We start from the raw sequence: 23,605 nt of genomic DNA on the forward strand, positions 1-23,605 counted from the left end.
CCACCGTCAATTGCGCAATGCGCGTTACCCCACATAGCGAAGCGTGCGGATATCGCTTTCGGCCGCCGCGCCGACGCGCTCGTCTCAGTCTGTCAGTCTCAGGTTTGCAACATTCCGGACCTGCCAAGTAAAACCTACTTTTGTCCGCTCAATGGCAGCAAATTTGACCGGAGCATTTGTCGAACCATTACCGGCCAATGGTCCTACGGGTTTTCCACCCCGCGGAAATAATGGGCGAAGCATGGCAAGCGGACTCCCGCCCGGCGCTTTCCGATGTCTCAAATCCGAACCATCGCGCGTTGCGAACTCCTTCCCGCACCCTTCTCTGGAGCGCCGATCGTTGCCCAGCAAGGCTTGGAGGCCTGTTGGCATAGCCGTTGCAAATAGAGAGTCACAAAGCGAAAAACATGTTGCAGACGGAAGGCAGCAAAAGATCTCCGACAGCAACAACAGTCTTCGTGAATCGCGTCCGGGGAAGTCCACGCGTTTTTACGGGGTGCGGCGGGGCCAACGAAAAACGGCTGTCAATAAACAACGACACGGCGACGGATACGGGGTATCAGCCTCTCGTGATCGTGATGAAGTAGTGCGCTGGCCTCGCCCCTTTTTTCCGTCCTCGTGACGGGCATAAACGCCGCTTCGGCGCACCTGTTTTCAGGCGGCCGCAGAGGGCACAAAACTGAAGTCAACTTTCACTCTACGGGGGTTAGCATGAAGAACACGATCAAGAAGTTTTTGCGCGAAGAAGACGGTGTGGCAGCGATCGAATATGCCCTGCTGGCCGGGCTGATCGCGGTGGCGATCATTGTGACGGTGCAGAACATGACCACCAATCTGAAAACCTTGTTCAATGCGATTGGCACTGCCTTGAGCAGCGCCGCGGCCTGACACACCGCGCAGCACCCGATGCGAATCCGATCGCTCGCCCTGTCTCGACGGTCCTTCGGGACAGGGTAGCGACGGCCTTGCGCAAAACGAAGCGACTCCAGTAAAGAAGGGCAATTCGATCCTCGAAACGGAGCGGGCAATGAACGGGGTTCCTTTTCCAGTTGGTCCATGCGTGATGACGCTAGTACTCGTCGCCGCACTGTGGGATCTGCAAACGCGCCGGATTCCTAACTGGCTGGTGGCGACAGGATTGATCGTGGCGATTCCGGTGCAGTGGTTCACGCACGGTGCGGTCGATGGCATGACGATGTGGATGGGCGGCACGCTGGCCGGCGGCGCGTTTTTCCTGCCGGGCTACGCGATGCGGCTGATGGGCGCCGGCGACGTGAAGCTGATGGCGGCAATCGGCGCCTTCTGCGGCGCTTACGGCGCATTCGAAATCGGTTTGGCGACCTGTGTGATCGGTGCAATCGGGTCGCTCGCAATATGGCTCCGGCGTCGCCAGATGCGCGCCGGACTGAACGGCGCGGCAGCATTGCTGATCAGCTGCGCGACGCCGGGCCACGGCGCGCTGCGCAGGTCGGGCAGTGTGGCCGAAGGCAGTGCGACGGGGACCATGCCTTACGGCATTGCGATAGCAATAGGCAGCGCATGCGTGTTGTTCGCCAGCGTGTGACGCGTGCCGGAGCTGGACAAAAAATCGGGAGTTGAAAATGAAAAACGCGCGCGCTGTAACGATGCTGCTGATCGCGACGCTGGCGGGCCTCACCGCAGTGGTGTTCGCCTCGCGCTGGATGGTCTCGCAGTCGTCGAATGCCACGACCAGGGTCGTGGTGGCGGCAGCCGACATCAATCTGGGTCAACGGATCGGACCGGACTACCTCAAACTCACCGACTGGCCGTCCAATAGCGTGCCGCCCGGCTCGTACACCGACATCCAGAAACTCGACGGCCGCGTGCTAAAGGAAAGCCTGCTGCGCGGTGAACCGATTCTCGATGCGAAGCTCACGCCGGTCGGCACGCTCGGCGGCCTCTCCGCGGTGATCGGCGAAGGCAAGCGCGCCATCACGGTGCGCGTGAACGACGTGATCGGCGTAGCGGGCTTCGCGCTGCCGGGCAACTACGTCGACATCATCGTCAACACGCAGAAGGATGGCCGCGACCCTGGCACCCAGCGCGACCAGAACATCTCGAAGATCGTGCTCGAAAAGATTCTCGTGCTGGCCGTCGCGCAGGAAGTGGGCCGCGATGAAACCAAGCCGAAGGTGGTCGACGCGGTGACGCTCGAAGTGTCGCCGGAACAGGCCGAGAAGATCGACCTTGCGCGCAGCATCGGCACGCTGTCGCTGGTGTTGCGCAACCAGATCGATCCGAAAGCGATCGACACCGCCGGCGCCACCAAGGCCAGCCTGCTGCAAACGCCGGTCGCCGTGGTGCCCGCGCCCGAACCGAAGCCGGTGCATATCCTGCGCAAAGTCGCGGCGCACGCGCCGGCCAACTGTGTGCGGGTACTCGACGGCGCCGACGTAAGACAAGAATGCTTTTGACAGGCTCGAGCCTGCAGGCCGTGACCGATGCGTGACTGACGTTCAGAGCGGCACGCAAAAAAAATGCGGCACATAACGGGGGTAGGACATGAACGCCAGAACCACTCAGCGCGCTAGCGCGCCGCAGCACCCGCTCGGCCCGCGCGAAGCGAATGCGCGCCTGCCACGGGGCCGCACCCGGATCGCCGAAGCCTGCACGTGTGTGCTGCTGGGTATGTATCTGACGATGCTGCCGGTGGCGCAAGCGGCCGGCCAGAACGCCGCAGCGGGTGTGCCGGGACTGCCTGACGTGCCGCTCACGGTGGCGTCGAATGGTTCGGTGCATCTGACCATCGCCGCGAGCGGCATGGGCCCGGGTGCTTCGTCCGGCGGCGCGCAGCAGGGCGCTCGCGGCCCGAACTGCAGCGGCCCGGTCGCCGAACATAGCTCGGTGACGATCCCGGTCGGCAAATCCACGATGGTCGATGTGCGCGAACCGGTGAAGAGCCGCAGCGTCGGCAATCCGGCCATCGTGCAGGCCATGCTCGTTTCGCCGCAAACGCTTTACCTGCTCGGCTCCGATGTCGGCACCACCAACATGATCGTGCAGGGCCGCAGCGGCTCCTGCACGATCATCGACGTGAGCGTCGGCGCGGATCCGGGCGGTCTGCAACAAACCCTCGCCGCGCTGATGCCCGAGGAAACCGGCATCCAGGTGAAAGCCGCCGCCGATACACTGGTGTTGACCGGCACGGTCACCGATGCGGTCAAGGCCGAACGCGTGTTTGAACTGGCGCGCGCCTTCGTGGCCCGTCCGACCACCGCCTTGCAAGGTGCCGTGCCTATGGGCAGCGGCCCGCTTCCAGTCGGCGCCGCGCCGCGCGCGATAGGTATGCCGGCGCCGACGCTCGGCGGCGCGGGCGGCGAACGCATCATCAACATGATGCATGTGGCCGCGCCGCAGCAGGTCATGCTCGAAGTGAAGGTTGCCGAAGTCTCGAAGACGCTGATCGACCAACTCGGCGTGGCGGCCAATATCAACGGCGGCATCGGCAGCTGGAGTTTCGGCTTGCTGGCCGATTATCTGTCGGGCGGGTTGAGCGCGCTGATCGCTTCGAAGGCGAACAATTCGCCGCTCAGGGCCGCTATCGACGCGCAAAAGACCGACCAGCTCGTGAAGATTCTGGCCGAGCCGAACCTGATGGCGATCAGCGGCCAGGAAGCGAGTTTCCTCGCGGGCGGCAAGGTCTATATTCCGGTGCCGCAAAGCAACGGCGCGAACGGCACGACCATCGTGCTGCAGGAAGAACAGTACGGTGTCGGCCTGACCTTCACGCCGACCGTGCTCGAAGGTGGCCGCATCAACCTGAAGGTGTCGCCTGAGGTGTCCGAGCTGTCGTCTACCGGCGTGGTCGTCAGCGCCGGCAACTCGAACAACCAGACGATCCTGCCGCTGATCACGACGCGCCGCGCCTCCACCACGCTGCAGGTGTTCGACGGTCAAAGTTTCGCGATCGGCGGCCTGCTGAAGAGCAACATCACGGGGTCGATCAAGGGCTTGCCCGGCGCCGCCGAATTGCCGGTGCTCGGCGCGCTGTTTCGCAGCACCAGCTACGAACAGGACAAGACCGAACTGGTGTTCGTCGTGACGCCACGCCTCGCCAAACCGCTGCCGCAGCATTACCCGTTACCGACCGACGGCTTCGGCGACGCCAGCGAAGCGAACGTGTACCTGACCGGCCACATGGAAGGCACGAAGCGCGCCGTACCGGCTGCGGGAGCCTCGGCACCGGTCGGGGCACCGGCAACCGCGCCAGCACCCGCACCGGTTCCCGCACCCGCTCCGAGCGCGGCTGCGTCCGTGGCTGTGATCCCGGCCGCGCCGGAAACCAGCGCCTCAAATGCCGCGCAGTAATGCGCGGCCTACCGGAGATCGACATGACAAACACCAAGACACTGATCCGCACGGCGCTGTGCGCCGGCTTGAGCGCCGCGCTTGCCGGCTGCCTGAGTTCGACGCCGCACTGGGACGCGACTTTCGGCGACTCGGTCAACCGGCTCAAGGAAATGCAGACGCTCAATCCGAACGCCTCGGCGAACACCGATCCGGTCGCGGGTATCGACGGGACGGCGGCCGCCGCCGCACAGAAGAGCTACACCAAATCCTTCACGGCGCCGCCCCCGCCCACCAATTCCTTGACGATCGGCGTCGGCTCATCGATTTCGTACTGAAGCGGCACAACCAGGCGGCTCGCTGTAGAGCCAGCGGAGACTTACCATGATCGACACCCTTCTCGTTTCGTCCAGCGCCGAGCGTGCGCCGCACATCGCGGCGCGTCTCGAGGCAAGCGGCATTGCGTTTCGTCTGCGCACGCTGCACGGTACGGCGAAGCAATTGCGCGTGCACGATGCGGCGATCAGGAGCGCCGATCTGCTGATCGTCGACGACGCCGACCTGGCGCCGCGCGATCTGGGCGGCATCGAGGAGGTGTTGTCGCATCTGCCGAACCTGCATTGCATGCTGGTCACCCCGGCGCCGTCCACTGCGCTGCTGATGGCGGCGATGCGGGTCGGCGTGCGGCATGTGCTCTCCTGGCCGCTGAACGACGCCGAGATCGCCGACGCGCTCGCTCACGTCTCGGCAAAGAAACACGCCGGCACGCGCCGCGACGGTCGTGTGGTGTCGTTCACCTCCTGCAAGGGCGGCAGCGGCACGACACTGATCGCCGTGAATCTCGCTTACGCACTGGCCGCCTTGCGCGACAAGCGCGTGCTGTTGATCGATCTGAACCAGCAATTCGCCGATGCGAGCCTGCTGGTCGCCGACAAGGCGCCGCCCGCCACGCTCGCGGACCTGTGCTCGCAGATCGACCGGCTCGATGCCGCTTTCTTCGAATCTTGCGTGATGCACGTACACGCGAATCTCGACGTACTGGCCGGCGCGGGCGATCCCGTCAAGTCGGGCGAACTGCGCGCCGCGCATCTGGAACGGATTCTCACGCTGGTGCGCGAACAATACGACGCGGTGCTGATCGACGTCGGTCAGAACATCAATCCGCTCGCGATCCACGCGCTCGATCACAGCGACTCGATCTGCATGGTGGTGCGGCAGAACATTCTGTACCTGCACGCGGGCCGCCGCATGCTCGACATTTTCAAGGAGCTTGGCTATCCGGCGAGCAAGGTGAAAGTGATCGTCAACCAGTACGACAAGAACGCGCGCATCAACCTGGCGACGCTCGAAGAAACGTTCGGCGCAAAGGTCGCGCATCACTTGCCGCGCGACGAAAAGCAGGCCACGGAGGCGCTGAATCATGGCGTGCCGCTCGTGACCGGCGCAAAGGGCGGCGCGCTCGCTCAGGGAATCTCGCAACTGGCCGCGCTGCTGTGGCCATTGCCGGTTGCGGAGCGCAAGAGCGTGCTCGGGCGCCTGTTCCAGAGCCGGCCGAATGCGCCGCCGCAATTGAAGCCCGGACACTGAACCGCCTGAATTCGTTCAGGGCAGCTTGCCATCGAAAAGAATGCGGAGAGCACCATGTCATTGCGCGAACAGTTGATGATCCAGAGCGGGGCGATGTCGTTCGACGGCGCCAGTCCCGCAGCTGCCGTGGCCAGCGCGGCCACTGAAAGCCTGGCGGCGCGGCGCGCCTATCAGCAGCTCAAGATGAACATTCATCAGGCGATCATCGACCGGGTGGAGCTCGACAAGCTGCAACGCCTGTCGCCCGAGCAGATCAAGCGCGAACTGGCACAACTGGTGGAGCGGATCGTCGACGAAGACAAGATTCCGATGAACGAACTCGAGCGCCGCCGTCTCGCTCAGGACGTGCACGACGAAATGGTCGGCCTCGGTCCGCTCGAACCGCTGCTCAACGACCCGACCATCTCCGACATTCTGGTGAACACGTCTCAGCACGTATATGTGGAGCGACGCGGGCGTCTCGAACACACCGACGTGACTTTCTACGACGACGCGCACCTGATGAAGATCATCGAGCGCATCGTCTCGCGCGTGGGCCGCCGGATCGACGAATCCACGCCGATGGTCGACGCGCGCCTGCCGGACGGCTCGCGGGTCAACGCGATCATTCCGCCGTCGGCGATCGACGGACCGCTGGTGTCGATTCGCCGCTTCGCGGTGAATCCGCTCACCGTCACCGACATGGTGAACAACCAGAGCTTCACGCCCGCGATGGCGCAACTGCTCGAAGCGCTGATCAAGTCGAAGCTGAACGTACTGATTTCGGGCGGCACGGGCAGCGGCAAGACCACGCTGCTCAATCTTCTTTCCGGCTTCATTCCCGAGGACGAGCGGGTCGTGACGATCGAAGACGCAGCCGAGTTGCAGATGCGCCAGCAACACGTGCTGCGGCTCGAAACGCGGCCGCCGAATATCGAAGGCAAGGGCGAAATCTCGCAGCGCTCGCTGGTGAAGAACGCGCTGCGGATGCGCCCCGACCGTATCGTGCTTGGCGAAGTGCGCGGCGCCGAAGCGCTCGACATGCTGCACGCCATGAACACCGGCCACGAAGGTTCGATGGCGACGCTGCACGCGAACACGCCGCGCGACGCGCTCACGCGGCTCGAGAACATGGTCGGCATGGCGGGTCTCACGATGCCGATCAAGGCGATCCGCCAGCAGATCGCGTCAGCCATCACGGTAGTGGTGCAGGCTTCGCGCCTCACCGACGGACGCCGCAAGCTGATGAGCATCTCCGAAATCACCGGCATGGAAGGCGACATCATCAACATGCAGGAGATCTTCACGTTCAAGCGTACCGGTGTCGACGAAAACGGCATGATCAAAGGCTATTTCTGTGCGAGCGGGGTACGGCCGAAATTCTGCGAACGGCTGGCGGGCTTCGGCATCGTGCTGCCGGACCAGATGTTCGATCCGGCACGGCGTTTCGAAGTATGAGCGCGCCACGGCTTTGAGGAGAAGGACATGAACACGTCGTTTATCGGCTTTGCGGTGCTCGCGTTTCTCGCGGTGGTGCTGGCCATCGAGGCTGTCTATCTGTTCTGGAGCAGCCACCACGGCAAGGAAGTCAAGCGCATGGACGAGCGCATTCGCGCGCTCTCCGCCGGCGGCAACGTGAGCAGCCAACAGCTCTCGATTCTCAAGCAGCGCATGCTGAGCGAGTCGCCGTTCGTCACGCAGCTACTGCTGTGCATACCGCGCGTGCATACGCTCGACCGGCAGTTGCAACAGTCCGGGCTGAAGTGGTCGGTGGCGCGCTTCGTTACCTACACGTTGCTGTGCGCGGTGCTGGGCGCCTTGGGCGGGTTTGTGCTGCAAGTGCCCGCGCCGGTCATGGGCGTGTTCGCCGTGGTGGCGAGCCTGCTGCCTGCCCTGATTCTTCGCCGCAAGCGCACCAAACGCGTGCTGCAGCTCGAGCGCCAGTTACCCGACGCGGCCGATCTGATCGCCCGCGCACTGCGTGCGGGGCATTCATTTCCCGCCGCGCTCGGCATGGTTGGCGAAGAGTTGCCCAATCCGCTCGGCGGCGAATTCGCGCTGGTGTTCGACGAGATCAACTACGGCGTGTCGATGAACGACGCGCTTCTGAACATGGTGAATCGCGTGCCGGTCGAAGATCTGCGCTACTTCGTGATCGCCGTGCTGATCCAGCGCGAAGCGGGCGGCAATCTGGCCGAGATTCTCGGATCCATCGCCGGCATCGTTCGCGAGCGGCTCAAGCTGCTCGGCAAGGTGCGCGTGCTATCGGCGGAAGGGCGCCTGTCGGCCTGGGTGCTGGGCATATTGCCGTTCGCGATTCTTGGACTGCTGTCGGTGCTGAATCCGGGTTACATCAGCGTATTCTGGAAGGACCCGGCGGGCCCGCAGATCGCAGGCGTGGCCATCACGATGATGCTGTTCGGCATCATGTGGATGCGCAAAGTCGTGCGCATCCGCGTCTAGATCACGGTTTCGACACGAGGAGAGCGGGTTCGGCCCGCAGACCATGAAAATAGAACAGATCGTGCTGCTGGGGGTGATGTTTCTGATCGTGTTCGGCGCGGCGCTGAAGGCGATGACGCTGCTGCGCCCGGACCCTGTGCAACGGCGCATTGAAGAGATCGGGCAGCCGGGTGTCGCCGCGGAGGCTGACGCCGGCGCACAAAAGAACTGGGTCGAAACCGTCACGAAGATGTCCGAGCGGGTCGCCAGACTTTCGCTGCCGAAAGAGGACTGGGACAGGTCGGTGCTGCGTCTGCGCTTCGCGAACGCGGGTATCCGCACGCCGTCCGCGGCAGCCATCTATTTCGCTGCCAAGACGGTGCTGGCGCTTGCGCTGCCGGCCATTGCGCTGATCGTTTTCGGCAACGCCTTCCAGGCCGGCGAGCGCATCTATTTGCTGCTGACCGTGCTGGCTGCCTCGGCGCTCGGCTTCTATCTGCCGAACGTCGTCATGAGGCGCCTCGTTGAAAGCCGTCAGCGCAAGCTGTTCGAAGATCTGCCCGACGCGCTCGATCTGATGACCGTCTGCGTGGAAGCGGGCCTCGGCCTCGACGCGGCGATGATGCGCGTCACCCAGGAAATCGGCGTGAAAAGCCACGCGCTCAAAGACGAACTCGACATGGTGCTGCTGGAACTGCGCGCCGGCTCGGGGCGCGAGAAGGCCCTGCGCAACCTGTCGCTGCGCACCGGTGTCGAAGATATTGACACGCTCGCCGCGATGCTGATCCAGGCAGACCGCTTCGGCACCAGCGTGGGTGACTCGCTCCGTGTTTATACCGACAACCTGCGCACCAAACGACGCTTGCGCGCGGAAGAACAGGCTGCGAAGATCGCTTTGAAGCTGCTGTTTCCGCTGATGTTTTTCATTTTTCCGACACTGCTGGCCGTGCTCGTCGGTCCGTCGGCGATCCAGATCGTGCGTCAGTTGTCACCGGCCGTCCAAGGTATGGCGGGCGGTTGAACGCCAGGCATACACCGGGGAATCCCATGCTCGCATCCAGCCCGTTTCCTGACCTCCTGCAACACGCAAGCCTGTGGCTGCGCATGTACGCGCTCGGACTGGTGATGATGGCCGCAGGGGCGGCGCTCGAACGGCGCTGGCCCGCCGCGATGCTGCAATCGCGCGCCGGCCAGCGTTTCAACGTGACCTATGCGGGCGTGTATCTGGCGCTTGCGGAAGCGATGAAACCGTTGACGGCGGCGGCGAGCGTCGCGATCGTGAACGCTCTTGGTGGCGGCCTGGTCGTTCTGAACTCGCACGGGGTGGGCGCGGTGGCTTCGTTCGTGGTCGTGCTGCTCACCATCGACGTGCTCGAGTACGCGTTTCACCGGCTGCAGCATACGTGGCCCGTGCTGTGGAAGCTGCATTCGCTGCACCATAGCGCGGTCGAGTTCAATGTCACGGTCACGTGGCGGCACCACTGGGTCGAATCGCTCATCAAGGGTTGTCTGCTCTATCCGCTGATCGGCGTGCTGTTCAAGGTCGAACCGTGGATCGTCGGGTCGACGTCGATCATTTTCATGCTCGGCAACTATTTCGCGCATCTGAACCTGCGCGTGGACCTCGGCCGCTACATCACGTGGGTCAACAATCCGCAGTATCACCGGCTGCATCATTCGAACCGCGCCGAGCATTTCAACCATAACTTCACGCAACTGCTGCCGCTGTGGGATCACCTGTTCGACACGCAGTGGGTGCCCGCCAAAGAAGAGTGGCCGGCCACCGGTCTCGACGACGGTGCGCAGCCGCGCTCGTTGCTGGAAGCATTGTGCTGGCCGCTGCGTCTGCACGCCGGACGCAGCGCGGGGCTTGCCCGCAAGCCGGTGCCGGTGCTGGACAAGGAGACGAAATGAAATCCGCTCGCCACAAGTCCATCTTTAGCGGGGAGGCGCGCGCAGGCAAGCGCGGGCTCACGCGCAAGCAACGCGGCGTGGCCACGATCGAGTTCGCGTTGATCGCGCCGCTGCTGCTTCTGTTGGTGTGCTTTGCGATGGATCTGGGCATTGCGCTGTGGGTCAACCTGACCATGCAATACGCGGTGCGGGAAGGCGCGCGCTATTCGGTGACGGGGCAGACCAACCTCGATCCGAACGCGACCAATCAGCAGCGCTATCTGGCTGTCGTGCAGGAGATCAAAAACAGCTCGATGGGTCTCTATTCGCTCGTCTCACCGAGTTACGTGATCACCATCAACGGGGCGACCCAAAGCTACAACACGCAGACAAGTTACAGCACCGGCATGTTCGGCAATCCGGGCGACATCGTCGTGCTGCAGATCAACTGCATCTGGCCGCTTCTGACGCCGCTGGTTAGGCCGTTCTTCGCCAATGGCAAGTTCAGCTTCAGCGTCGCGGCGACGATGCGCAACGAGGGCTTCTGACATGCGCACACGTTCCTCGCGAAGCCGCCGCGCGTCCAAAGGCATCGTCACGGTGGAGATGGCGCTGTTGCTGCCGATCATGGTGGCGCTCGCGCTGCCGGTGTACGACATCGCGCGCAACATCCAGGCGCAGATGATTCTGATCAACGTGAGCCGCGAAGGCGCCAACCTGTCCTCGCGCGCATCGCTTACGTTTCCGATGCAGACCATCATGTCCTCGCTCAGCGCAACCACGCCGCCGCTCAACATGAGCGCACACGGCATGATCTACATCACTGAGATCATGGGCAACAACAACTGCGACAGCAACGGTAACAATTGCACGGGCGTGGTGGTCGCGCAATATCGCTGGAACGGCGGCAACTACGCTCCGGCGAGCAAGTTGTGGAGCTGCGGCAGCAGCGGCACCAACTGGGCGACGGACGGCAGCGGCAGCTGCAGCGGCATTCCCGCGGCCGGGACGACGTCGCCGGTGGTCAATCTGCTGCAAGGCAAGCTTTCGGACGGCCAGATCGCGTACGCGGTCGAGGCGTTCTATTTGCAGACGCCGCTGATCGGTTCGCTGAATCTGGGCCGCGGCTTCACGACGCCCGCGCTTTCGCCGAATCTCTATGCAATGACGGTGTTCTGACGCGGCGAAGAAATGCCTGATTAGATAAGAAGAACGCAGGACCGGGGGTAGCAATGAAAACAAAAGCGAAAACAACGGCGGCATTCAGAAGACCGCAGCGAGGATCGGTCAGCATTTTCGTGGCGGTGTCGCTGATCGCCTTGTTGGGCATCCTCGGCCTCGCGGTGGATTCCGGTTTCGGCTATATGATCAAGGCGCGTCTGGACGCCGCCACCGACGGCGCGGTGATCGCGGCCGGCGAAGCAGTCACGCGCGGTAATAACCAGACGGAGCAGACCAATAACGCACAGCAGGCCGCAACGGCGTTTTTCGCGGCGAACTATCCAGCGGGTTTTCTCGGCTCGAGCGCGACGGCGGGCACGCCGTCGATCGTGTTCAACGCCGGCACGGTGACGATCGGCATGACCGCGCAGGCGAGCGTGCCGGTTACGTTCTCGAAAGTACTCGGATTCAACGTGCTGAACGTGAGTTCGTCTTCGCAGGCGATTCGCAAGACGCTGGATATGGCGTTCGTGATCGACACCACAGGCTCGCTGAATACTTCCGGCGTGCCGGCCGCGGTACGCTCGAATGCGGTGGCCTTCCTCAATAACTTCGATGTCACCAACGACCGTGTGGCGCTGATGCACTTCGCCTATGGCACCGTGGTCGATGTGCCGTTCAAAGGCAACACGCGCGGATTCGATCGCGCGACGATGACTGCCGACATCAATAAATACTCGTTCAACGGCAGCACCAATTCTGCCGAAGCGATCTGGAACGCGCGCAACCAGTTGAATACGGTGATCACGCAGCCGTCGAGCTTGCGAGTGATCGTATTCTTCTCGGACGGCGCACCAAACAGTTTCTCTTCGTTCTTCACGACCAATCAGAGCGGCTGCAATAACACCGCCGGCACCATCTCGAGCCCGGACAGCGCGGGCACGATGTCTGGGCTGTACAACATGAATTCGCTGAACCAGACGCTCGGTTCGCCGTGCTACCAGAGCAACGTGACCAAGCTCGTGACGGCCATGCCGCACTGGTACAACGCGCACGACAAGAACGAACAGGTCTTCCCGATCTGGCCTGTGAGCGCGCCGCGCGCCGTGCCGAACGGCAACATTACGTATGTGAACGTCAACCGCGCGTCGCGCAATCTGCTCGAAGCGATGGCTGCGGCGGCGCGCGCCGAAGGAACCTACGTGTTCACGCTCGGGTACGGACCCGAACTGGCGCAGCCCGCCGGTCCGGACAACGAGCTCGGCCAGGACGTGCTCAAGTGCATGGCCAACACAGCGGATTCGCTATCGCGATGCTACAACCCAAAACAGCCGGTCGGCGTGTATTGCTACGCCGCGACACCAGCCGATCTGAAGCCGTGCTTTTCGCAACTGGCTTCGCAAATCCTGCGTATTTCCAAGTGAGCGCGCCATGACCCCGACGACACCTTTGCAAGACCTGCCACTCGCCGTCAGTACCGAATGCGACACCCTAACCAGTGCCATGCCGGCGGAAACGGGCAATGCCGGCGGCTGGCGCGAGGCGCTAGTGGAAGTGGCCGCGCGCGCGGGCGCGGCAACCATGCTGAGCCTGTTCGCCTATGCCGCGATCACGCAATGGCGCGCGGCACCCTCGCGGATCACGCTGTTATTTCTGGTGGTTTCCGCATGTTTCACGGTCGGCTTGTCGCTCGTATCGCGGGTGCCCATGAAACGCGATTGGCGGCCGTTCGCTTTCTTGTGTGCAATGGGCGGCACGTACTATTTCCTCGCCGTGCGTCTCGCTCCCGGCGTGCAGCTCGTGCCGGAGGCTGTGGGCGCCGCGCTGCAACTGCTGGGGATATGCTGGCAACTGTTCGCCAAGGCGTCGCTGCGCCGCTCGTTCGGCATCCTGCCCGCCAATCGCGGCGTCGTATCGCGCGGTGCCTATCGTTTCATTCGGCATCCGATGTACCTTGGTTACTTCATCACCGACATCGGCTTCCTGCTGGTGAACTTCGGCCTGCAAAACCTGCTGGTGTACGGATGCCAGTTCGCGTTGCAGGTGGGGCGCATCGTGCGCGAGGAGCGGCTTCTCTCCGCAGATGAAGGCTATCGGACCTACAAGGGCCGCGTGCGTTATCGCGTGATTCCGGGCATTTTCTAGGGCTGCAATGCTTGCGCTCGGCCCTCCGGTGGCCAGCGCAAGCCCGTTCTCCGCGTGAGTGGCCCGCTAAGCAAACCGCGCCCCCCGCACCGCCTTCCCCCCAACCAGACAAACGACCAGCGTCGCCATGACAAGCACGCACAAGGCAAGGCGCAAACCAAGCAGGCCCGCGCCGAAACCGATTAACGGCGGCCCGACCAGAAAGCCCGCATAACCGAAGGTGGCGGCCATCGAAACGCCGGTCGCCGGCGTGAGCGTCGAGCGGCCCGCCGCGCTGAAAATCACCGGGACGATATTGGCGAGGCCGACACCGACCATCGCGAAGCCCACGCAAGCAGTGAAGACCGTCGGCCAGCTCAGCACGAGCGCAAGGCCGGCCACCGCGATCAAGCCGCCGAGCGCAACGACCTTGCTCGAGCCGAAACGGCGCACGGACACATCGCCGACGATGCGGCACGCGGCCATTGAGAACGCAAACGCGGAGTAGCCGATCGCGGCGACGCTAGCCTCGCGGTTCAGCGCCGAGCGCAGATACACGGCGCTCCAGTCGGCGACCGCGCCTTCCACCAGCATGCAAAGGAACGCGAGCAACGCGAGCTTCATCACGGCGGACGAGGGCCACGCCAGGCCGCTCGACGCGCCAGCCGCCCGCGGACCGAGGTCACGCAATGCAAGCAGTGCGGCGCCGACGATCAGGGCCGCGATGAACGCGTCCGGTATCAACAGGCCGCCGATCACCCCAACGCCGCTCTTTTGCAACATCGCGCCCGTGGCGGCGCCGAGCAGGCCGCCCGCGCTCCAGGCCGCATGAAACGACGACATGATGGGCGCATGCCACTGCGTTTCGATCGTGCTGGCGTGGCCGTTCATGGAGACGTCGAGCGCGCCGTTCGCCGCGCCGAGCAGAAACAGCACGACGCATAGCGCGGCCATATTGGGTGCGACGGCCGGCAGCGGCAGCGCGATGACGAACGCCGCGCCGAGCAGGGCGGTGGCGCGGCCGCTGCCGAAGCGCGGCGCCAGTTGCCCCGCCAGCGGCATTGTCACGATCGCGCCGAGCGCGAAGGCGAACAGCGCGATGCCGAGCGAGGCGTCGCCAAGCGCGAGGCTTTCCTTGATGCGCGGGACTTCGACAGCCCATGCGCCGATGCCGAAGCCGTTGGCGAGAAACACGCCCAAGGTCGCGGCGCGTTCCTTGACCGGTTTGATCCGGGAGATAGCGGACGATGTCATGAGCGCGCCACCATTACGTTGTCGCAGACCGCTTCGAGACTGGCGAGGCGAGCAGCGGGCAGGTCGGCTTCGACGAACAGGTAGTCGACGGCGGAGGCGGGCGCCACCGAGAACGGCGCCGCCGTCATCAGCTTTTCCGAGGTCATGGCAATGGCGATCTGGCCGCTTGCCTTGATCATCGCCCGTTTGAGTTCGGCATCTTCGGCGTCGAAGGCGGCGACGCCTTCGTCCGGGTCGAGCGCGCACGCGCCGAGGAAACAGAGGTCGGCGCGGATCTGCTGGATCTGCAGCAAGGCGGTCGCGCCGAGCGAGCCCGCCGCGCCGCGCGCAATCCGTCCGCCGACCAGAATCACCTCGAATCCGGGCCGGTTCAGCAGGCGCGCAGCGGCCTCGGGTGAATTCGTCACGACGGTCAAGTCCGCGTTGCCGGGCAGCGCCTCGGCAATTGCGACGTTCGTCGTCCCCGCGTCCAGAAGAACGATCTGCCGTGAGCGCACGATCGACACCGCTGCGGCAGCGAGGCAGGCCTTGCGGTCCACGGCCTCGCCCATGCGTACCGACGCGGGTTTGTCGGCCGGCGAGATCAGCAGGGCGCCGCCGTAGACGCGTTTGCAATGGCCCTGCTCGGCGAGATCGCGCAAATGGCGGCGCACCGTGTGTTCCGAGGTTTGCAACTCAGCGGCGAGTGCCGACGCCAGCACGCGCCCGTGCGTTCGCAGCCGTTCGAGAATCAGCTGTTCGCGCTGCTCGGGCAACAACCCGTCGATGGCTTCCTGTCGCGTTCGTTGCATGTCTTCACCTTGCTCGGTTTATTAAACGATCATAATCGAGCAAAATGTATCGTAAACGAGCGAGGCTGGCAATCGGTTCTCTCGGACCGTGCTCCGCGCCGGTTTCGCGCGACATGCGGCGTCGAGCGCAGAGACGCCGCGCCGCATCTGACTCCGAGCGCAGCACCACGGCCACGCGACCGCCGTCACGGCGTCGCCACACGCCGCGCGGCACGCCCGAAGATCGCGCGATCCGCGAGCCACACCGCGAGCAGCGTGGCGCCCATCATCGGGAACACGATGCCGAGCAGGACGAGGCCGATTTTCCAGCCGCGCATAGGCGGCGCGGCCCGTTCGCGCGACGGTGCCCCGAGCGAGCGTTGCGGCCGCCGCTTCCACCACATCACGCAGCCGGTGACGGCCATCGCCGCCAGCCCCAAAGAAATCACGGCGCAGAGAATCTGATTGGCGACGCCGAAATAACGGCCCATATGCAGCGACGTGCCGTACGACACGGCCTTCGACACCGCGCCGTAATCGCCATAGCGGATGTCCTTCAGAATCGCACCGCTGTATTGGTCGATGTATAGCGTGCGTTGGTCTTTCGGATCGTCCGGAAAGTACGAGACCGTGTAGACGCCGGTCGCGGAAGCAGGCAGCACGATGTTGTAGCCGTCCGTCACACCGAGCGAGGCAACCAGTGCGACGACGCGTCCGAGCGGCAGCGGATGCGCGGCGCTTGCCTCATCGGCGGAGGAGGGTGAGCGGGAGTCAGGCACGCGTGTGTTGCCGACGGCCCAGGGCGTGAGCGGCAGCGGCAGGTCGTCCATCACCATGCCGGGCATCGAGTCCATGTTGGCGGCATGGGCGCCGTGGCCGTTGTGTTCGGCGTGCTCATCGTTCGCCGTGTTTTCCCCGTGCGTATCCGTGGCGGAGTGCTGCGTGCCATTCTTTGCTGGCATGGCGGAACGCAACGGCAAACCGCCCCACGAACCCGGCGGCGCACCGAGATTCGCGGCGGTCGCGAGCGCCTTGAACTGCTTGCCCCACGAACCCGTCCACGGCAGTCCCGTCAACACGAACGCGAGCGCGCCGAGCGCGAGCCAGACGCCCATCACGGCATGGACGTTCTTCCACAGCGCGCGTCCCTTCAGTGCGAAGCGCGGCAACAGCGCCGTACGTGCCGTGGTTTTCTCGCGCGGCCACCACAACGCGACGCCGGTGCCGATCATCACGAGCGTCCAGCATGCGGCCAGTTCCATCAGCAGCTCGCCGGGTTTGCCAAGCAGCAGCTTGCGATGAAGCATCCGGTCCACTTGCATGAAGCGGCGTTCGACACTTAGCGTGCCCAGCACCGCGCCGGTATAGGGGTTCACATAGACGCTCTGCTTATCGCCGTCCGCGAGACGGAAGACGAATTCGGCGCTGCGCTCCGGTGCGTTCGTAACAACCGCGGTCAGCGCCAACGCGGTTGGTGGCATGGCCGCACGCGCTCTCGCCAGCAGCGCTTCTTCGGGCAGTCTCGGCGCCGCTTGCGGCGCGACCAGCAGGCGCCCCGGATAGAGCAGCGGCTCGATTTGCGGCTGGAAGCAATACAGCGTGCCGGTGATCGCCAGCACGACCAGAAACGGCATCACGAAGAGGCCCGCATAGAAATGCCAGCGCCAGAGCGTGCGATAGCCTGGATGGACAGCGATGGTTGCCGGCGTGACGCGCCGGGCGTCGGCGCCAGTGGTGGTGGACATGAAATCCTCCTGAAGCAAAGATGAATCGATCAGTTCGAACGACGTGGATGCGTAAGCGGTTCGTTTCAGCGCGCTCACATGCGCAGCTTCGCTTCCACGTAGAACGTACGGCCGGGATACGGGTGATAGACGAAGTAGCGGGCATCGAACAGGTTGTCGACACCGATGCCGACTTCACTCAGCCTGGTCGGCTTGTAGCTGAATTTCGCGTCGGCCACCGTGTACGAACTGGTGCCGCCGAACACATCCGGATTCGTGTCGGTGTTGGTGAGCGTGTTGTACTGGCGGCCCGAGTAGCGCGCGGCCAGTGTGAGCGCGGCGCGTTCGTCGAAGTGGTACGTCGCGGCGAGATTCGCGCGCCACAGCGGGATCCGGTAGAAGTACTTGCCGACCGAGGCCGGGTTCTGCGCGTTGGCGATGATCTTCGACTGCGTGTAGGCCACGCTTGCCAGCAGGTCCAGGCCGCGCACCAGCACGTCCTGTCCCGAGTAGCTCGTTTCCACGCCGCGCGAGCGGACCTTGCCGATGTTCTGGAAGTTCGTCACGTTCGGAATCACGGTCGTATCGGTCTGGCTGAAGATCGTGTTCTTCACGTCGTCCTGAAACAGCGAGAAGCGGAATATGCCGTTCCAGTGCGCCCATTCGGCGGTCAGTTCCTTTGACAGATCGTCTTCGGGCTTCAGGTTCGGATTGTTGTTGACGATCGCGGAGCCGTTGATCTGCCCTTGAAACAGCTCGCCGACGGTAGGAAAGCGATAGGCGCGGCCGATCGAGGCGCGCAAGATCAGATCGTCGGTGACGTCGAACGACAAGGAGGCTTTCGGCGAGAAATGCTGCTGGCTCACGTCGCTATACGGCAGCGTCGTGCCGCGCAGCGACTGCGAGCCGCCGTAAGCCTGCCAGTCTTCATAGCGCGCGCCGTAGACGAGCTTCCAGCGCGGCAGAAAGCGCCAGGCGTCCTGCGCGTACAGCGCCTGGGTTTGCGTCTTGCCCGCAAACGCGTTGGCGAACGACGTGGCCGCGCCGTCGCGCCAGTTCAGCGTGTTGTAGCTTTCGTTGTCGACGAAGTAGTTGTCGTAGTGATAGCCGAAGCTCAGCGCGTGATTCGCGAGCCCGGCGTGATTCGTCGCGGGCGTGTAGGTGCTGCGCAGATCGAGTGTTTTCCAGCCGGCGCCGTCGCCGAAGAGCACGGTGCCCGGACCGTTGCCCGGCGCGCCGGAATTCGCGGTGCGCGCCACGCTGTTGCTGACGTCGTAGTACGAAGCGATCGCTTCGCCGTTCCAGCCGGTGGCATTGCGCGTTTTCAGCGACACGCCATACAGCCAGTTCTCGCTATGGCCGAGACTCGGGGCGAGCGCGGCGGCGGGAATCGTGTACTCGTAGCCGTCGATCGCGACTTTGCCGCTGTAGACCGGATTGCCGTTCGCATCGCGCAGAAAGCTCGAGGTCTGGCTGTTGTAGGTCTGATGCCAATAGCCGAGCGTGAAGCCGGCCTGCAGTGTCGGCGTGAAGTCATACTGCATCTTCAGCTTGAACTGGTCCTGCACCGTGTGTTCGATGCCTTCGCCGTTCACGCCGAGCACCGCTGTCGGCGTGTTGGTCTGGTTGTTGTAGAAGTAGGCGCCGGTGACCGGCGTGTCGCCCGCTTTGGCGGGCGTGCCGGACTTGGCGAGCGTGGCGAATTGCAGCGGCTGGCTGGTGTTTTCCAGGTGATTTACACCGAGCAGAAACGAGAACTTGCCGATGCGGTTGCCGAGTGTCGCGCTCGCTTCACTGCCGTCGAAATTCTGGTTCACGCCGAACAGGCTGAGGTGCTGCGTGAAGGCCTTGACGTCGGCGCTCGCTTCGAACTGTTTCGGCATGCGCGTGCTGATGAGCACGGTCGCGCCGAGCGAATTGCCCGGATAGAGCGCAGAAAACGGTCCGTAGATCACATCGACCTGCCGGATCTCGTCCGGAAACACCATCGACCAGCGCGGCGGAAACGAGTAGCTGTTGCCGAGCAGATTGCTGAGCAGCAGACCGTCCGCGTAGACCAGACCGCGCGCGCTTTGCGTGTTGCTGGTGCCGCGCACGGCGATGATCGAATTCAGATCGCCGATAAAGCGCTTGCGCACGGCGAGGTTCGGCATGTACTTCAGGACGTCTTCGGTGTTGACGACGTTCCAGTTGTCGAACTGCTCGCGGGTGACGGTTTCGACCGAGGCCGGCAGGTTGGGATCGACGGCGCGCGGCGCGGCGGCGGCATTCGCGCTGACGTTGATGGCGGGCAGCGCGGCGTCGGCGCTCGCGCTCTGCGCATGAGCGGACGAGGCGATGAAGGCCGGAACAAATGCTGGAACAAACGCGGGAACGAACGCCGGAATGATGGCAGGCAGAGAGCCGCACACGAACGGCCGGGGCAGCGGTTGAAGCGAGACGCCGCGCGCGCCACGGCGGGCGCAAAAGGGCAGCCTTCGCAGGGCGAAGTTGAACATGAACGTTTCCTCGATGCATGGAACAGACGATCGCGCGCCCCCTCGACGGGTGCGACGAATGCGCGATCAGGACCGATGGCGATCAGGAAACGACGGGCGGAGCTCTAGGACGGCCGGACGGAAAGGCGCCGAGCGGCGTGAAGCGGGTGGAGAGCGTGAGCGGCGCGGTGCCGGCAAGCGCTACGGCGGCCGGCGGCTCCGCGGCGGCGACCGTCGGCATGGCGACGTGGTGTTGCAGCAGATGACAGTAGCCGCACGCGCCGAACGCGTCGTCATGGCTGAGATTGACCGGTGCCGGGGCGGCCTGCGTGGTCGCGCTCGCCGTGCCGACCACGCTGAAATTACGCGGCTGCAATACCGAACAGAGCGCGGCGATGGGCTCATGCGCGCGGTTCGCCATCAACATCTGACTCACGACCGGCGCGAACACGACGAGCCACATGGCGAACAGGCCAAGCCATGCGGTCAAGTGGTTGCGAGAGCGTGGATTCATGATGTCGGGCGTAAAAGACGCGGGCGATTCTAACATTGCCGCGCCGTCTTTTTGTTCGTAATGCTCGTTATAGCATGGGATTAGAAGGCCGAAAGCCGCTCATTTCGCCGCGTTACAGGCGCGCCGATTCACGTAAGCTGCGTGGTACATGTTCCGCTTTCGCGCCCGCACGGAGACTCTGGCACGCCAGATCCGGCAGCCGAAGACCGGTGAGGGCGCGGCGCATGCGACCTCACCGGCGGATCATCGCCGACTCCAGTTACCACGACTCATGAACCACACGCAGCTCGCATCCGCGATTGACGATATCAACCAGCGTGCCGTCTCGTCGTTCTCGGCCGGCCAATTCGCCGAGGCTTTGTCGATCGTGACGCCGCTCGTCGAAGGCGATGCGATGCCGGACAGCGCCCTCGCCGACGCGTTGAATATCGCCGGGGCCTGTTCGTTCGCTTTGCAGCGTCCCGCGGAGGCGGAACGCTATTGGCGTCGCTGTCTGCAACTCAAACCGGGCTATGCCGAGGTGTACGGCAGTCTCGGCATGCTGCTCAAGTCGCTCGGACGCCTGTCGGCGGCCAAGGCGATGTACCGGCAACTTGTCGCGCTGCGGCCCGGCGACGCGGACGCCCGCAATCATCTCGGCGCCGTACTGTACGGGCTCGGCTACAAGGAGGAAGCGGAGGCGTCGTATCGCGAGGCGCTGGCCATTCGCCCCGACTACGCCGAAGCCCACTATAATCGCGGCATCGTGCTGCACGAATTGCGCCGCCTGCAGGAAGCGGAAGCGGCGTTCCGGGACGCGCTGCCGGGACTGCCGGCTCATGCCGAAGTCCATAACAATCTGGGCAACGTGCTGATGGAATTGGGCCGTCTCGCCGAAGCGGACGCTGCCTATCGCGAGGCGCTGACAATTCGGCCGCAGTATCCGGAGGCGCTCAACAACCTCGGTGGCGTGCTGAAGGCGACGCTTCGTCACACCGAAGCCGAACTGGCTTTTCGCCTCGCCCTCGCCATTCGTCCGGATTACGCGGAAGCCCTCCTGAATCTCGGCACCGAGCTGGCCGATCTCGAACGTTTGCCCGAAGCGGAAGCGGCTTATCGCGGCGCCATCGCACAACGTCCCGACTACGCCGAAGCGCACTACAACCTCGGCGTGACGCTGTGCAAGATGGAGCATCTGTTCGAGGCCGAAGCGGCTTACCGGGAAGCGATTCGCCTGCGGCCCGATCTCGTTCACGCGCACAACAACCTGGGGTGCGTGCTGCGCCGGCTGGATCGTTTGCCGGCGGCGGTCGACGCTTTCGAGCAAGCGCTCAGTGTGTGCCCCGACATGGCCGAGGCGCACTACAACCTCGGCGCGGCGCGGGCGCAACTCATGCAATTGCCCGAGGCCGAAAACGCGTATCGGCGAGCGCTCGCTTTACGTGCCGATTACGGCGATGCGAAATTCGGCCTCAGCGTGTTGCTGCTCGGCATGGGCCGCTTCGAAGAGGGTTGGCGTCTTTACGAATGCCGCTACGAGCAGCCCGGTTTCGTCCATCACAAGACTGCGGCGATGCTGGGTTGCCTGCGGTGGCAAGGCGACACGCTTGCCGACAAGTCGCTGCTGGTGTGGCAGGAGGACGGTCTCGGCGACATGATCCAGTTCAGCCGCTATTTCGCCTTGCTGAAAGCGCAGGGCGCCTCGCATATCGCCTTCGCGTGCGCTCCGTCGCTGCACAGGCTGATGGCATGCGTCGACGGCGTCGATACCGTGCTCGATCACGACACCGCGCGAGCACAAGCGTCCGCTTACGACTGCTGGACGAGTCTGCTGAGTGCGCCGCTGCATTTGCGTACGAGCGTGGACACGATTCCGCGCGCCGTGCGTCTCGCGGCCGAGCCGGCGCTGGTCGAACGGTGGCGTCCCATGCTGGACGCGCTGCCTTCCGGCCGCAAGATCGGCCTGGTATGGAAAGGCAACGCGAACCATCATAACGATGCGAACCGTTCGATACCCTCGCTCGCCATACTGGCGCCGCTCTGGAGCGTGCCCGGCGTGAGCTTCGTGAGTCTGCAAAAAGGGCGCGGCGAGGACGAGGCGCGCCAGCCACCCGCCGCTCAACCGCTGCTCGACCTCGGCTCGCGCGTGACGGATTTCGCGGACAGCGCCGCGATCATCGCGCAACTCGATCTGGTGATTTGCGTGGACACGTCTACCGCGCATCTGGCCGCATCGCTCGGCAAACCGTGCTGGGTGATGCTGCCGGAAAGAGATATCGACTGGCGCTGGCTGCACGATCGCAGCGATTCGCCGTGGTATCCGCACACGCTGCGTCTGTTCCGACGCGCGCCGGGCGAGGTTTGGTCGATGCCGGTCGAACGGGTGCGTCAGGCGTGCGTCGAACGATTCGGCGCGGCGGCCCGTACGTCTACCTGACGCGCGTGCCACGCTTGCGGGCGGATTGCGTCGACGTGTGAAAGCGGTCCTCGATCGTTTCGATCGCCTGACCGAGGAACTGCAGAAACATGCTCATCGCGACGGTACTCGTCAGATCCGAGCGCTGATACAGACAGCTGAACGACTGGGCGCCCGCATCGGCGAGCGGCGTCCATGCCAGCTTGCGCTCGGTGACGTCTTCGGCGACGTTCTCCGCAATCAGAAATCCGATGCCGACGCCGTCCGCCACGAGCCGTCGCACCATCGAAACAGAACTGGTTTCCACCAGAGGACGCGCCTTGCGTCTTTCGCGGTGATCGATCTGGTCCACCATGGCGCGTAGTTCGGTATCCGGCGTCATCAGGATGAGCGGGTAGTCGAGACATTCGCGCAGGCGTGGACGTTTCTGCAGCTTCGTGAGCGGATGCCCCGGCGGCGTGACCAGCCCGAGATACTGCGCGAACGCCCGCACTTCCACCACGCCTGGCGGCGGCTTGCGGCGCAGACCATAGCCGATGTCGGCCTCGCCCGTCTCCACCCACTTCAGGATGCTCTCGCCGTTGCCCGAGCGCACGCTGTAGGTCACGCCCGGATAACGTTCCATCGCGGCCTGGATCGCATCGGGCACCAATTGCTCAGCGGACGACGGCGACACCGCCAGATTGACATGCCCGCGTCGCAGCGAACGCAGATCTTCCACCTGCGTCATGGCGTTGTCGAAATCGCGCTGGCCGCGCCGCACGGCCGCAATGATGATTTCGCCGGCGGTGGTGAGCTGCATGCCGCGCGGCAAGCGGTCGAACAGCGGCGAGCCGACCTGCTCCTCCAGATTGAGGATTTGCTGGTGCACTGCGGCAGCGGTCAGATGCAGCGCCTCCGCTGCTTTCCGGATCGACCCGCGTCTGACTACCTCGTCGAAACAGCGGAATGTCTGTGATATTGGACGCATGACTGGA

At 64.0% G+C, this 23,605-nt stretch carries 21 protein-coding genes; 15 read left to right on the top strand and 6 right to left on the bottom strand.

The features are described from left to right. Positions 1-711 precede the first annotated feature (711 nt). From B0G75_RS04905 to B0G75_RS04970, 14 genes are all read left to right on the top strand, one after another. Positions 712-888: a Flp family type IVb pilin gene (locus B0G75_RS04905; RefSeq protein WP_106301189.1), complete on the top strand. Its 177-nt coding sequence runs from the start codon at positions 712-714 to the stop codon at positions 886-888. A gap of 139 nt (positions 889-1,027) precedes the next feature. After that, positions 1,028-1,564 (top strand): prepilin peptidase, encoded by a 537-nt coding sequence (locus B0G75_RS04910; protein ID WP_106301192.1) that lies wholly within the window; start codon positions 1,028-1,030, stop codon positions 1,562-1,564. Positions 1,565-1,601: 37 nt separating this feature from the next. Next, the gene (cpaB, locus tag B0G75_RS04915) at positions 1,602-2,435 is read left to right on the top strand and encodes a Flp pilus assembly protein CpaB (RefSeq protein ID WP_106301195.1); all 834 of its coding nucleotides are present in this window, start codon (positions 1,602-1,604) and stop codon (positions 2,433-2,435) included. A gap of 88 nt (positions 2,436-2,523) precedes the next feature. Further along, the gene (locus tag B0G75_RS04920; protein ID WP_106301198.1) at positions 2,524-4,329 is read left to right on the top strand and encodes a type II and III secretion system protein family protein; all 1,806 of its coding nucleotides are present in this window, start codon (positions 2,524-2,526) and stop codon (positions 4,327-4,329) included. Positions 4,330-4,352: 23 nt separating this feature from the next. Continuing rightward, on the top strand, positions 4,353-4,646 hold the full coding sequence (locus B0G75_RS04925; RefSeq protein WP_106301915.1) for a hypothetical protein: 294 nt from the start codon (positions 4,353-4,355) through the stop codon (positions 4,644-4,646). Positions 4,647-4,692: 46 nt separating this feature from the next. Beyond that, entirely contained in the window at positions 4,693-5,895 is a 1,203-nt protein-coding gene (locus tag B0G75_RS04930) for an AAA family ATPase (RefSeq protein ID WP_106301201.1), read from the top strand. 54 nt (positions 5,896-5,949) lie between these two features. After that, positions 5,950-7,332 (top strand): CpaF family protein, encoded by a 1,383-nt coding sequence (locus B0G75_RS04935; RefSeq protein ID WP_106301203.1) that lies wholly within the window; start codon positions 5,950-5,952, stop codon positions 7,330-7,332. A 27-nt stretch (positions 7,333-7,359) separates the two neighbouring features. Next, positions 7,360-8,337, top strand: coding sequence for a type II secretion system F family protein (locus B0G75_RS04940; RefSeq protein WP_106301206.1), 978 nt, complete (start codon positions 7,360-7,362; stop codon positions 8,335-8,337). 43 nt (positions 8,338-8,380) lie between these two features. Beyond that, positions 8,381-9,337, top strand: coding sequence for a type II secretion system F family protein (locus B0G75_RS04945; protein WP_106301209.1), 957 nt, complete (start codon positions 8,381-8,383; stop codon positions 9,335-9,337). A gap of 26 nt (positions 9,338-9,363) precedes the next feature. Then, entirely contained in the window at positions 9,364-10,230 is an 867-nt protein-coding gene (locus tag B0G75_RS04950; protein WP_106301213.1) for a sterol desaturase family protein, read from the top strand. After that, complete coding sequence (locus B0G75_RS04955; protein ID WP_106301216.1) at positions 10,227-10,757, top strand: TadE/TadG family type IV pilus assembly protein; 531 nt, start codon at positions 10,227-10,229, stop codon at positions 10,755-10,757. The genes B0G75_RS04950 and B0G75_RS04955 overlap by 4 nt, the downstream gene beginning before the upstream one ends. Before the next feature lies 1 nt (position 10,758). Next, positions 10,759-11,388: a TadE/TadG family type IV pilus assembly protein gene (locus B0G75_RS04960; RefSeq protein WP_106301219.1), complete on the top strand. Its 630-nt coding sequence runs from the start codon at positions 10,759-10,761 to the stop codon at positions 11,386-11,388. A gap of 53 nt (positions 11,389-11,441) precedes the next feature. Continuing rightward, entirely contained in the window at positions 11,442-12,794 is a 1,353-nt protein-coding gene (locus B0G75_RS04965) for a VWA domain-containing protein (RefSeq protein ID WP_106301222.1), read from the top strand. A 7-nt stretch (positions 12,795-12,801) separates the two neighbouring features. Further along, positions 12,802-13,515, top strand: coding sequence for an isoprenylcysteine carboxylmethyltransferase family protein (locus tag B0G75_RS04970; RefSeq protein ID WP_106301225.1), 714 nt, complete (start codon positions 12,802-12,804; stop codon positions 13,513-13,515). Positions 13,516-13,581: 66 nt separating this feature from the next. Here B0G75_RS04970 and B0G75_RS04975 read toward each other — a convergent pair whose 3' ends face one another. The 5 genes from B0G75_RS04975 to B0G75_RS04995 all read right to left on the bottom strand — a co-directional run bounded on the left by B0G75_RS04975 (position 13,582) and on the right by B0G75_RS04995 (position 20,233). Then, positions 13,582-14,748 (bottom strand): MFS transporter, encoded by a 1,167-nt coding sequence (locus B0G75_RS04975; protein ID WP_106301227.1) that lies wholly within the window; start codon positions 14,746-14,748, stop codon positions 13,582-13,584. Further along, positions 14,745-15,539, bottom strand: a complete 795-nt coding sequence (locus B0G75_RS04980; protein ID WP_106301230.1) for a DeoR/GlpR family DNA-binding transcription regulator — start codon at positions 15,537-15,539, stop codon at positions 14,745-14,747. Before B0G75_RS04980 ends, B0G75_RS04975 begins: the two co-directional genes overlap by 4 nt. A 185-nt stretch (positions 15,540-15,724) precedes the next feature. After that, complete coding sequence (locus tag B0G75_RS04985) at positions 15,725-17,263, bottom strand: PepSY domain-containing protein (RefSeq protein WP_106301918.1); 1,539 nt, start codon at positions 17,261-17,263, stop codon at positions 15,725-15,727. Positions 17,264-17,337: 74 nt separating this feature from the next. Next, entirely contained in the window at positions 17,338-19,740 is a 2,403-nt protein-coding gene (locus tag B0G75_RS04990; protein WP_106301232.1) for a TonB-dependent receptor, read from the bottom strand. A gap of 82 nt (positions 19,741-19,822) precedes the next feature. After that, positions 19,823-20,233, bottom strand: a complete 411-nt coding sequence (locus tag B0G75_RS04995; RefSeq protein WP_106301921.1) for a DUF2946 domain-containing protein — start codon at positions 20,231-20,233, stop codon at positions 19,823-19,825. Between the two features lie 271 nt (positions 20,234-20,504). On the opposite strand from B0G75_RS04995, the gene B0G75_RS05000 reads away from it, so the two are divergent. Further along, positions 20,505-22,649 carry a tetratricopeptide repeat protein gene (locus B0G75_RS05000; RefSeq protein WP_106301235.1) on the top strand — a complete coding sequence of 715 codons (2,145 nt, stop codon included), beginning with the start codon at positions 20,505-20,507 and terminating at the stop codon, positions 22,647-22,649. Here B0G75_RS05000 and B0G75_RS05005 read toward each other — a convergent pair. Then, positions 22,642-23,598, bottom strand: a complete 957-nt coding sequence (locus tag B0G75_RS05005) for a LysR family transcriptional regulator (RefSeq protein WP_106301238.1) — start codon at positions 23,596-23,598, stop codon at positions 22,642-22,644. The genes B0G75_RS05000 and B0G75_RS05005 overlap by 8 nt on opposite strands. Between the last annotated feature and the right edge of the window lie 7 nt (positions 23,599-23,605).

Source organism: Paraburkholderia sp. BL18I3N2 (genome assembly GCF_003001875.1).
Classification (GTDB): Bacteria; Pseudomonadota; Gammaproteobacteria; order Burkholderiales; family Burkholderiaceae; genus Paraburkholderia; species Paraburkholderia phytofirmans.

Coding starts and splice junctions, on each gene's coding strand:
- B0G75_RS04960 (WP_106301219.1), top strand. CDS start 10,759: ATGCGCACACGTTCCTCGCGAAGCCGCCGCGCGTCCAAAGGCATCGTC.
- B0G75_RS04980 (WP_106301230.1), bottom strand. CDS start 15,539: ATGCAACGAACGCGACAGGAAGCCATCGACGGGTTGTTGCCCGAGCAG.
- B0G75_RS04910 (WP_106301192.1), top strand. CDS start 1,028: ATGAACGGGGTTCCTTTTCCAGTTGGTCCATGCGTGATGACGCTAGTA.
- B0G75_RS05000 (WP_106301235.1), top strand. CDS start 20,505: ATGAACCACACGCAGCTCGCATCCGCGATTGACGATATCAACCAGCGT.
- B0G75_RS04920 (WP_106301198.1), top strand. CDS start 2,524: ATGAACGCCAGAACCACTCAGCGCGCTAGCGCGCCGCAGCACCCGCTC.
- B0G75_RS04990 (WP_106301232.1), bottom strand. CDS start 19,740: ATGTTCAACTTCGCCCTGCGAAGGCTGCCCTTTTGCGCCCGCCGTGGC.
- B0G75_RS04975 (WP_106301227.1), bottom strand. CDS start 14,748: ATGACATCGTCCGCTATCTCCCGGATCAAACCGGTCAAGGAACGCGCC.
- B0G75_RS04955 (WP_106301216.1), top strand. CDS start 10,227: ATGAAATCCGCTCGCCACAAGTCCATCTTTAGCGGGGAGGCGCGCGCA.
- B0G75_RS04925 (WP_106301915.1), top strand. CDS start 4,353: ATGACAAACACCAAGACACTGATCCGCACGGCGCTGTGCGCCGGCTTG.
- B0G75_RS04950 (WP_106301213.1), top strand. CDS start 9,364: ATGCTCGCATCCAGCCCGTTTCCTGACCTCCTGCAACACGCAAGCCTG.
- B0G75_RS04945 (WP_106301209.1), top strand. CDS start 8,381: ATGAAAATAGAACAGATCGTGCTGCTGGGGGTGATGTTTCTGATCGTG.
- cpaB (WP_106301195.1), top strand. CDS start 1,602: ATGAAAAACGCGCGCGCTGTAACGATGCTGCTGATCGCGACGCTGGCG.
- B0G75_RS04985 (WP_106301918.1), bottom strand. CDS start 17,263: ATGTCCACCACCACTGGCGCCGACGCCCGGCGCGTCACGCCGGCAACC.
- B0G75_RS04905 (WP_106301189.1), top strand. CDS start 712: ATGAAGAACACGATCAAGAAGTTTTTGCGCGAAGAAGACGGTGTGGCA.
- B0G75_RS05005 (WP_106301238.1), bottom strand. CDS start 23,598: ATGCGTCCAATATCACAGACATTCCGCTGTTTCGACGAGGTAGTCAGA.
- B0G75_RS04995 (WP_106301921.1), bottom strand. CDS start 20,233: ATGAATCCACGCTCTCGCAACCACTTGACCGCATGGCTTGGCCTGTTC.
- B0G75_RS04935 (WP_106301203.1), top strand. CDS start 5,950: ATGTCATTGCGCGAACAGTTGATGATCCAGAGCGGGGCGATGTCGTTC.
- B0G75_RS04930 (WP_106301201.1), top strand. CDS start 4,693: ATGATCGACACCCTTCTCGTTTCGTCCAGCGCCGAGCGTGCGCCGCAC.
- B0G75_RS04940 (WP_106301206.1), top strand. CDS start 7,360: ATGAACACGTCGTTTATCGGCTTTGCGGTGCTCGCGTTTCTCGCGGTG.
- B0G75_RS04965 (WP_106301222.1), top strand. CDS start 11,442: ATGAAAACAAAAGCGAAAACAACGGCGGCATTCAGAAGACCGCAGCGA.
- B0G75_RS04970 (WP_106301225.1), top strand. CDS start 12,802: ATGACCCCGACGACACCTTTGCAAGACCTGCCACTCGCCGTCAGTACC.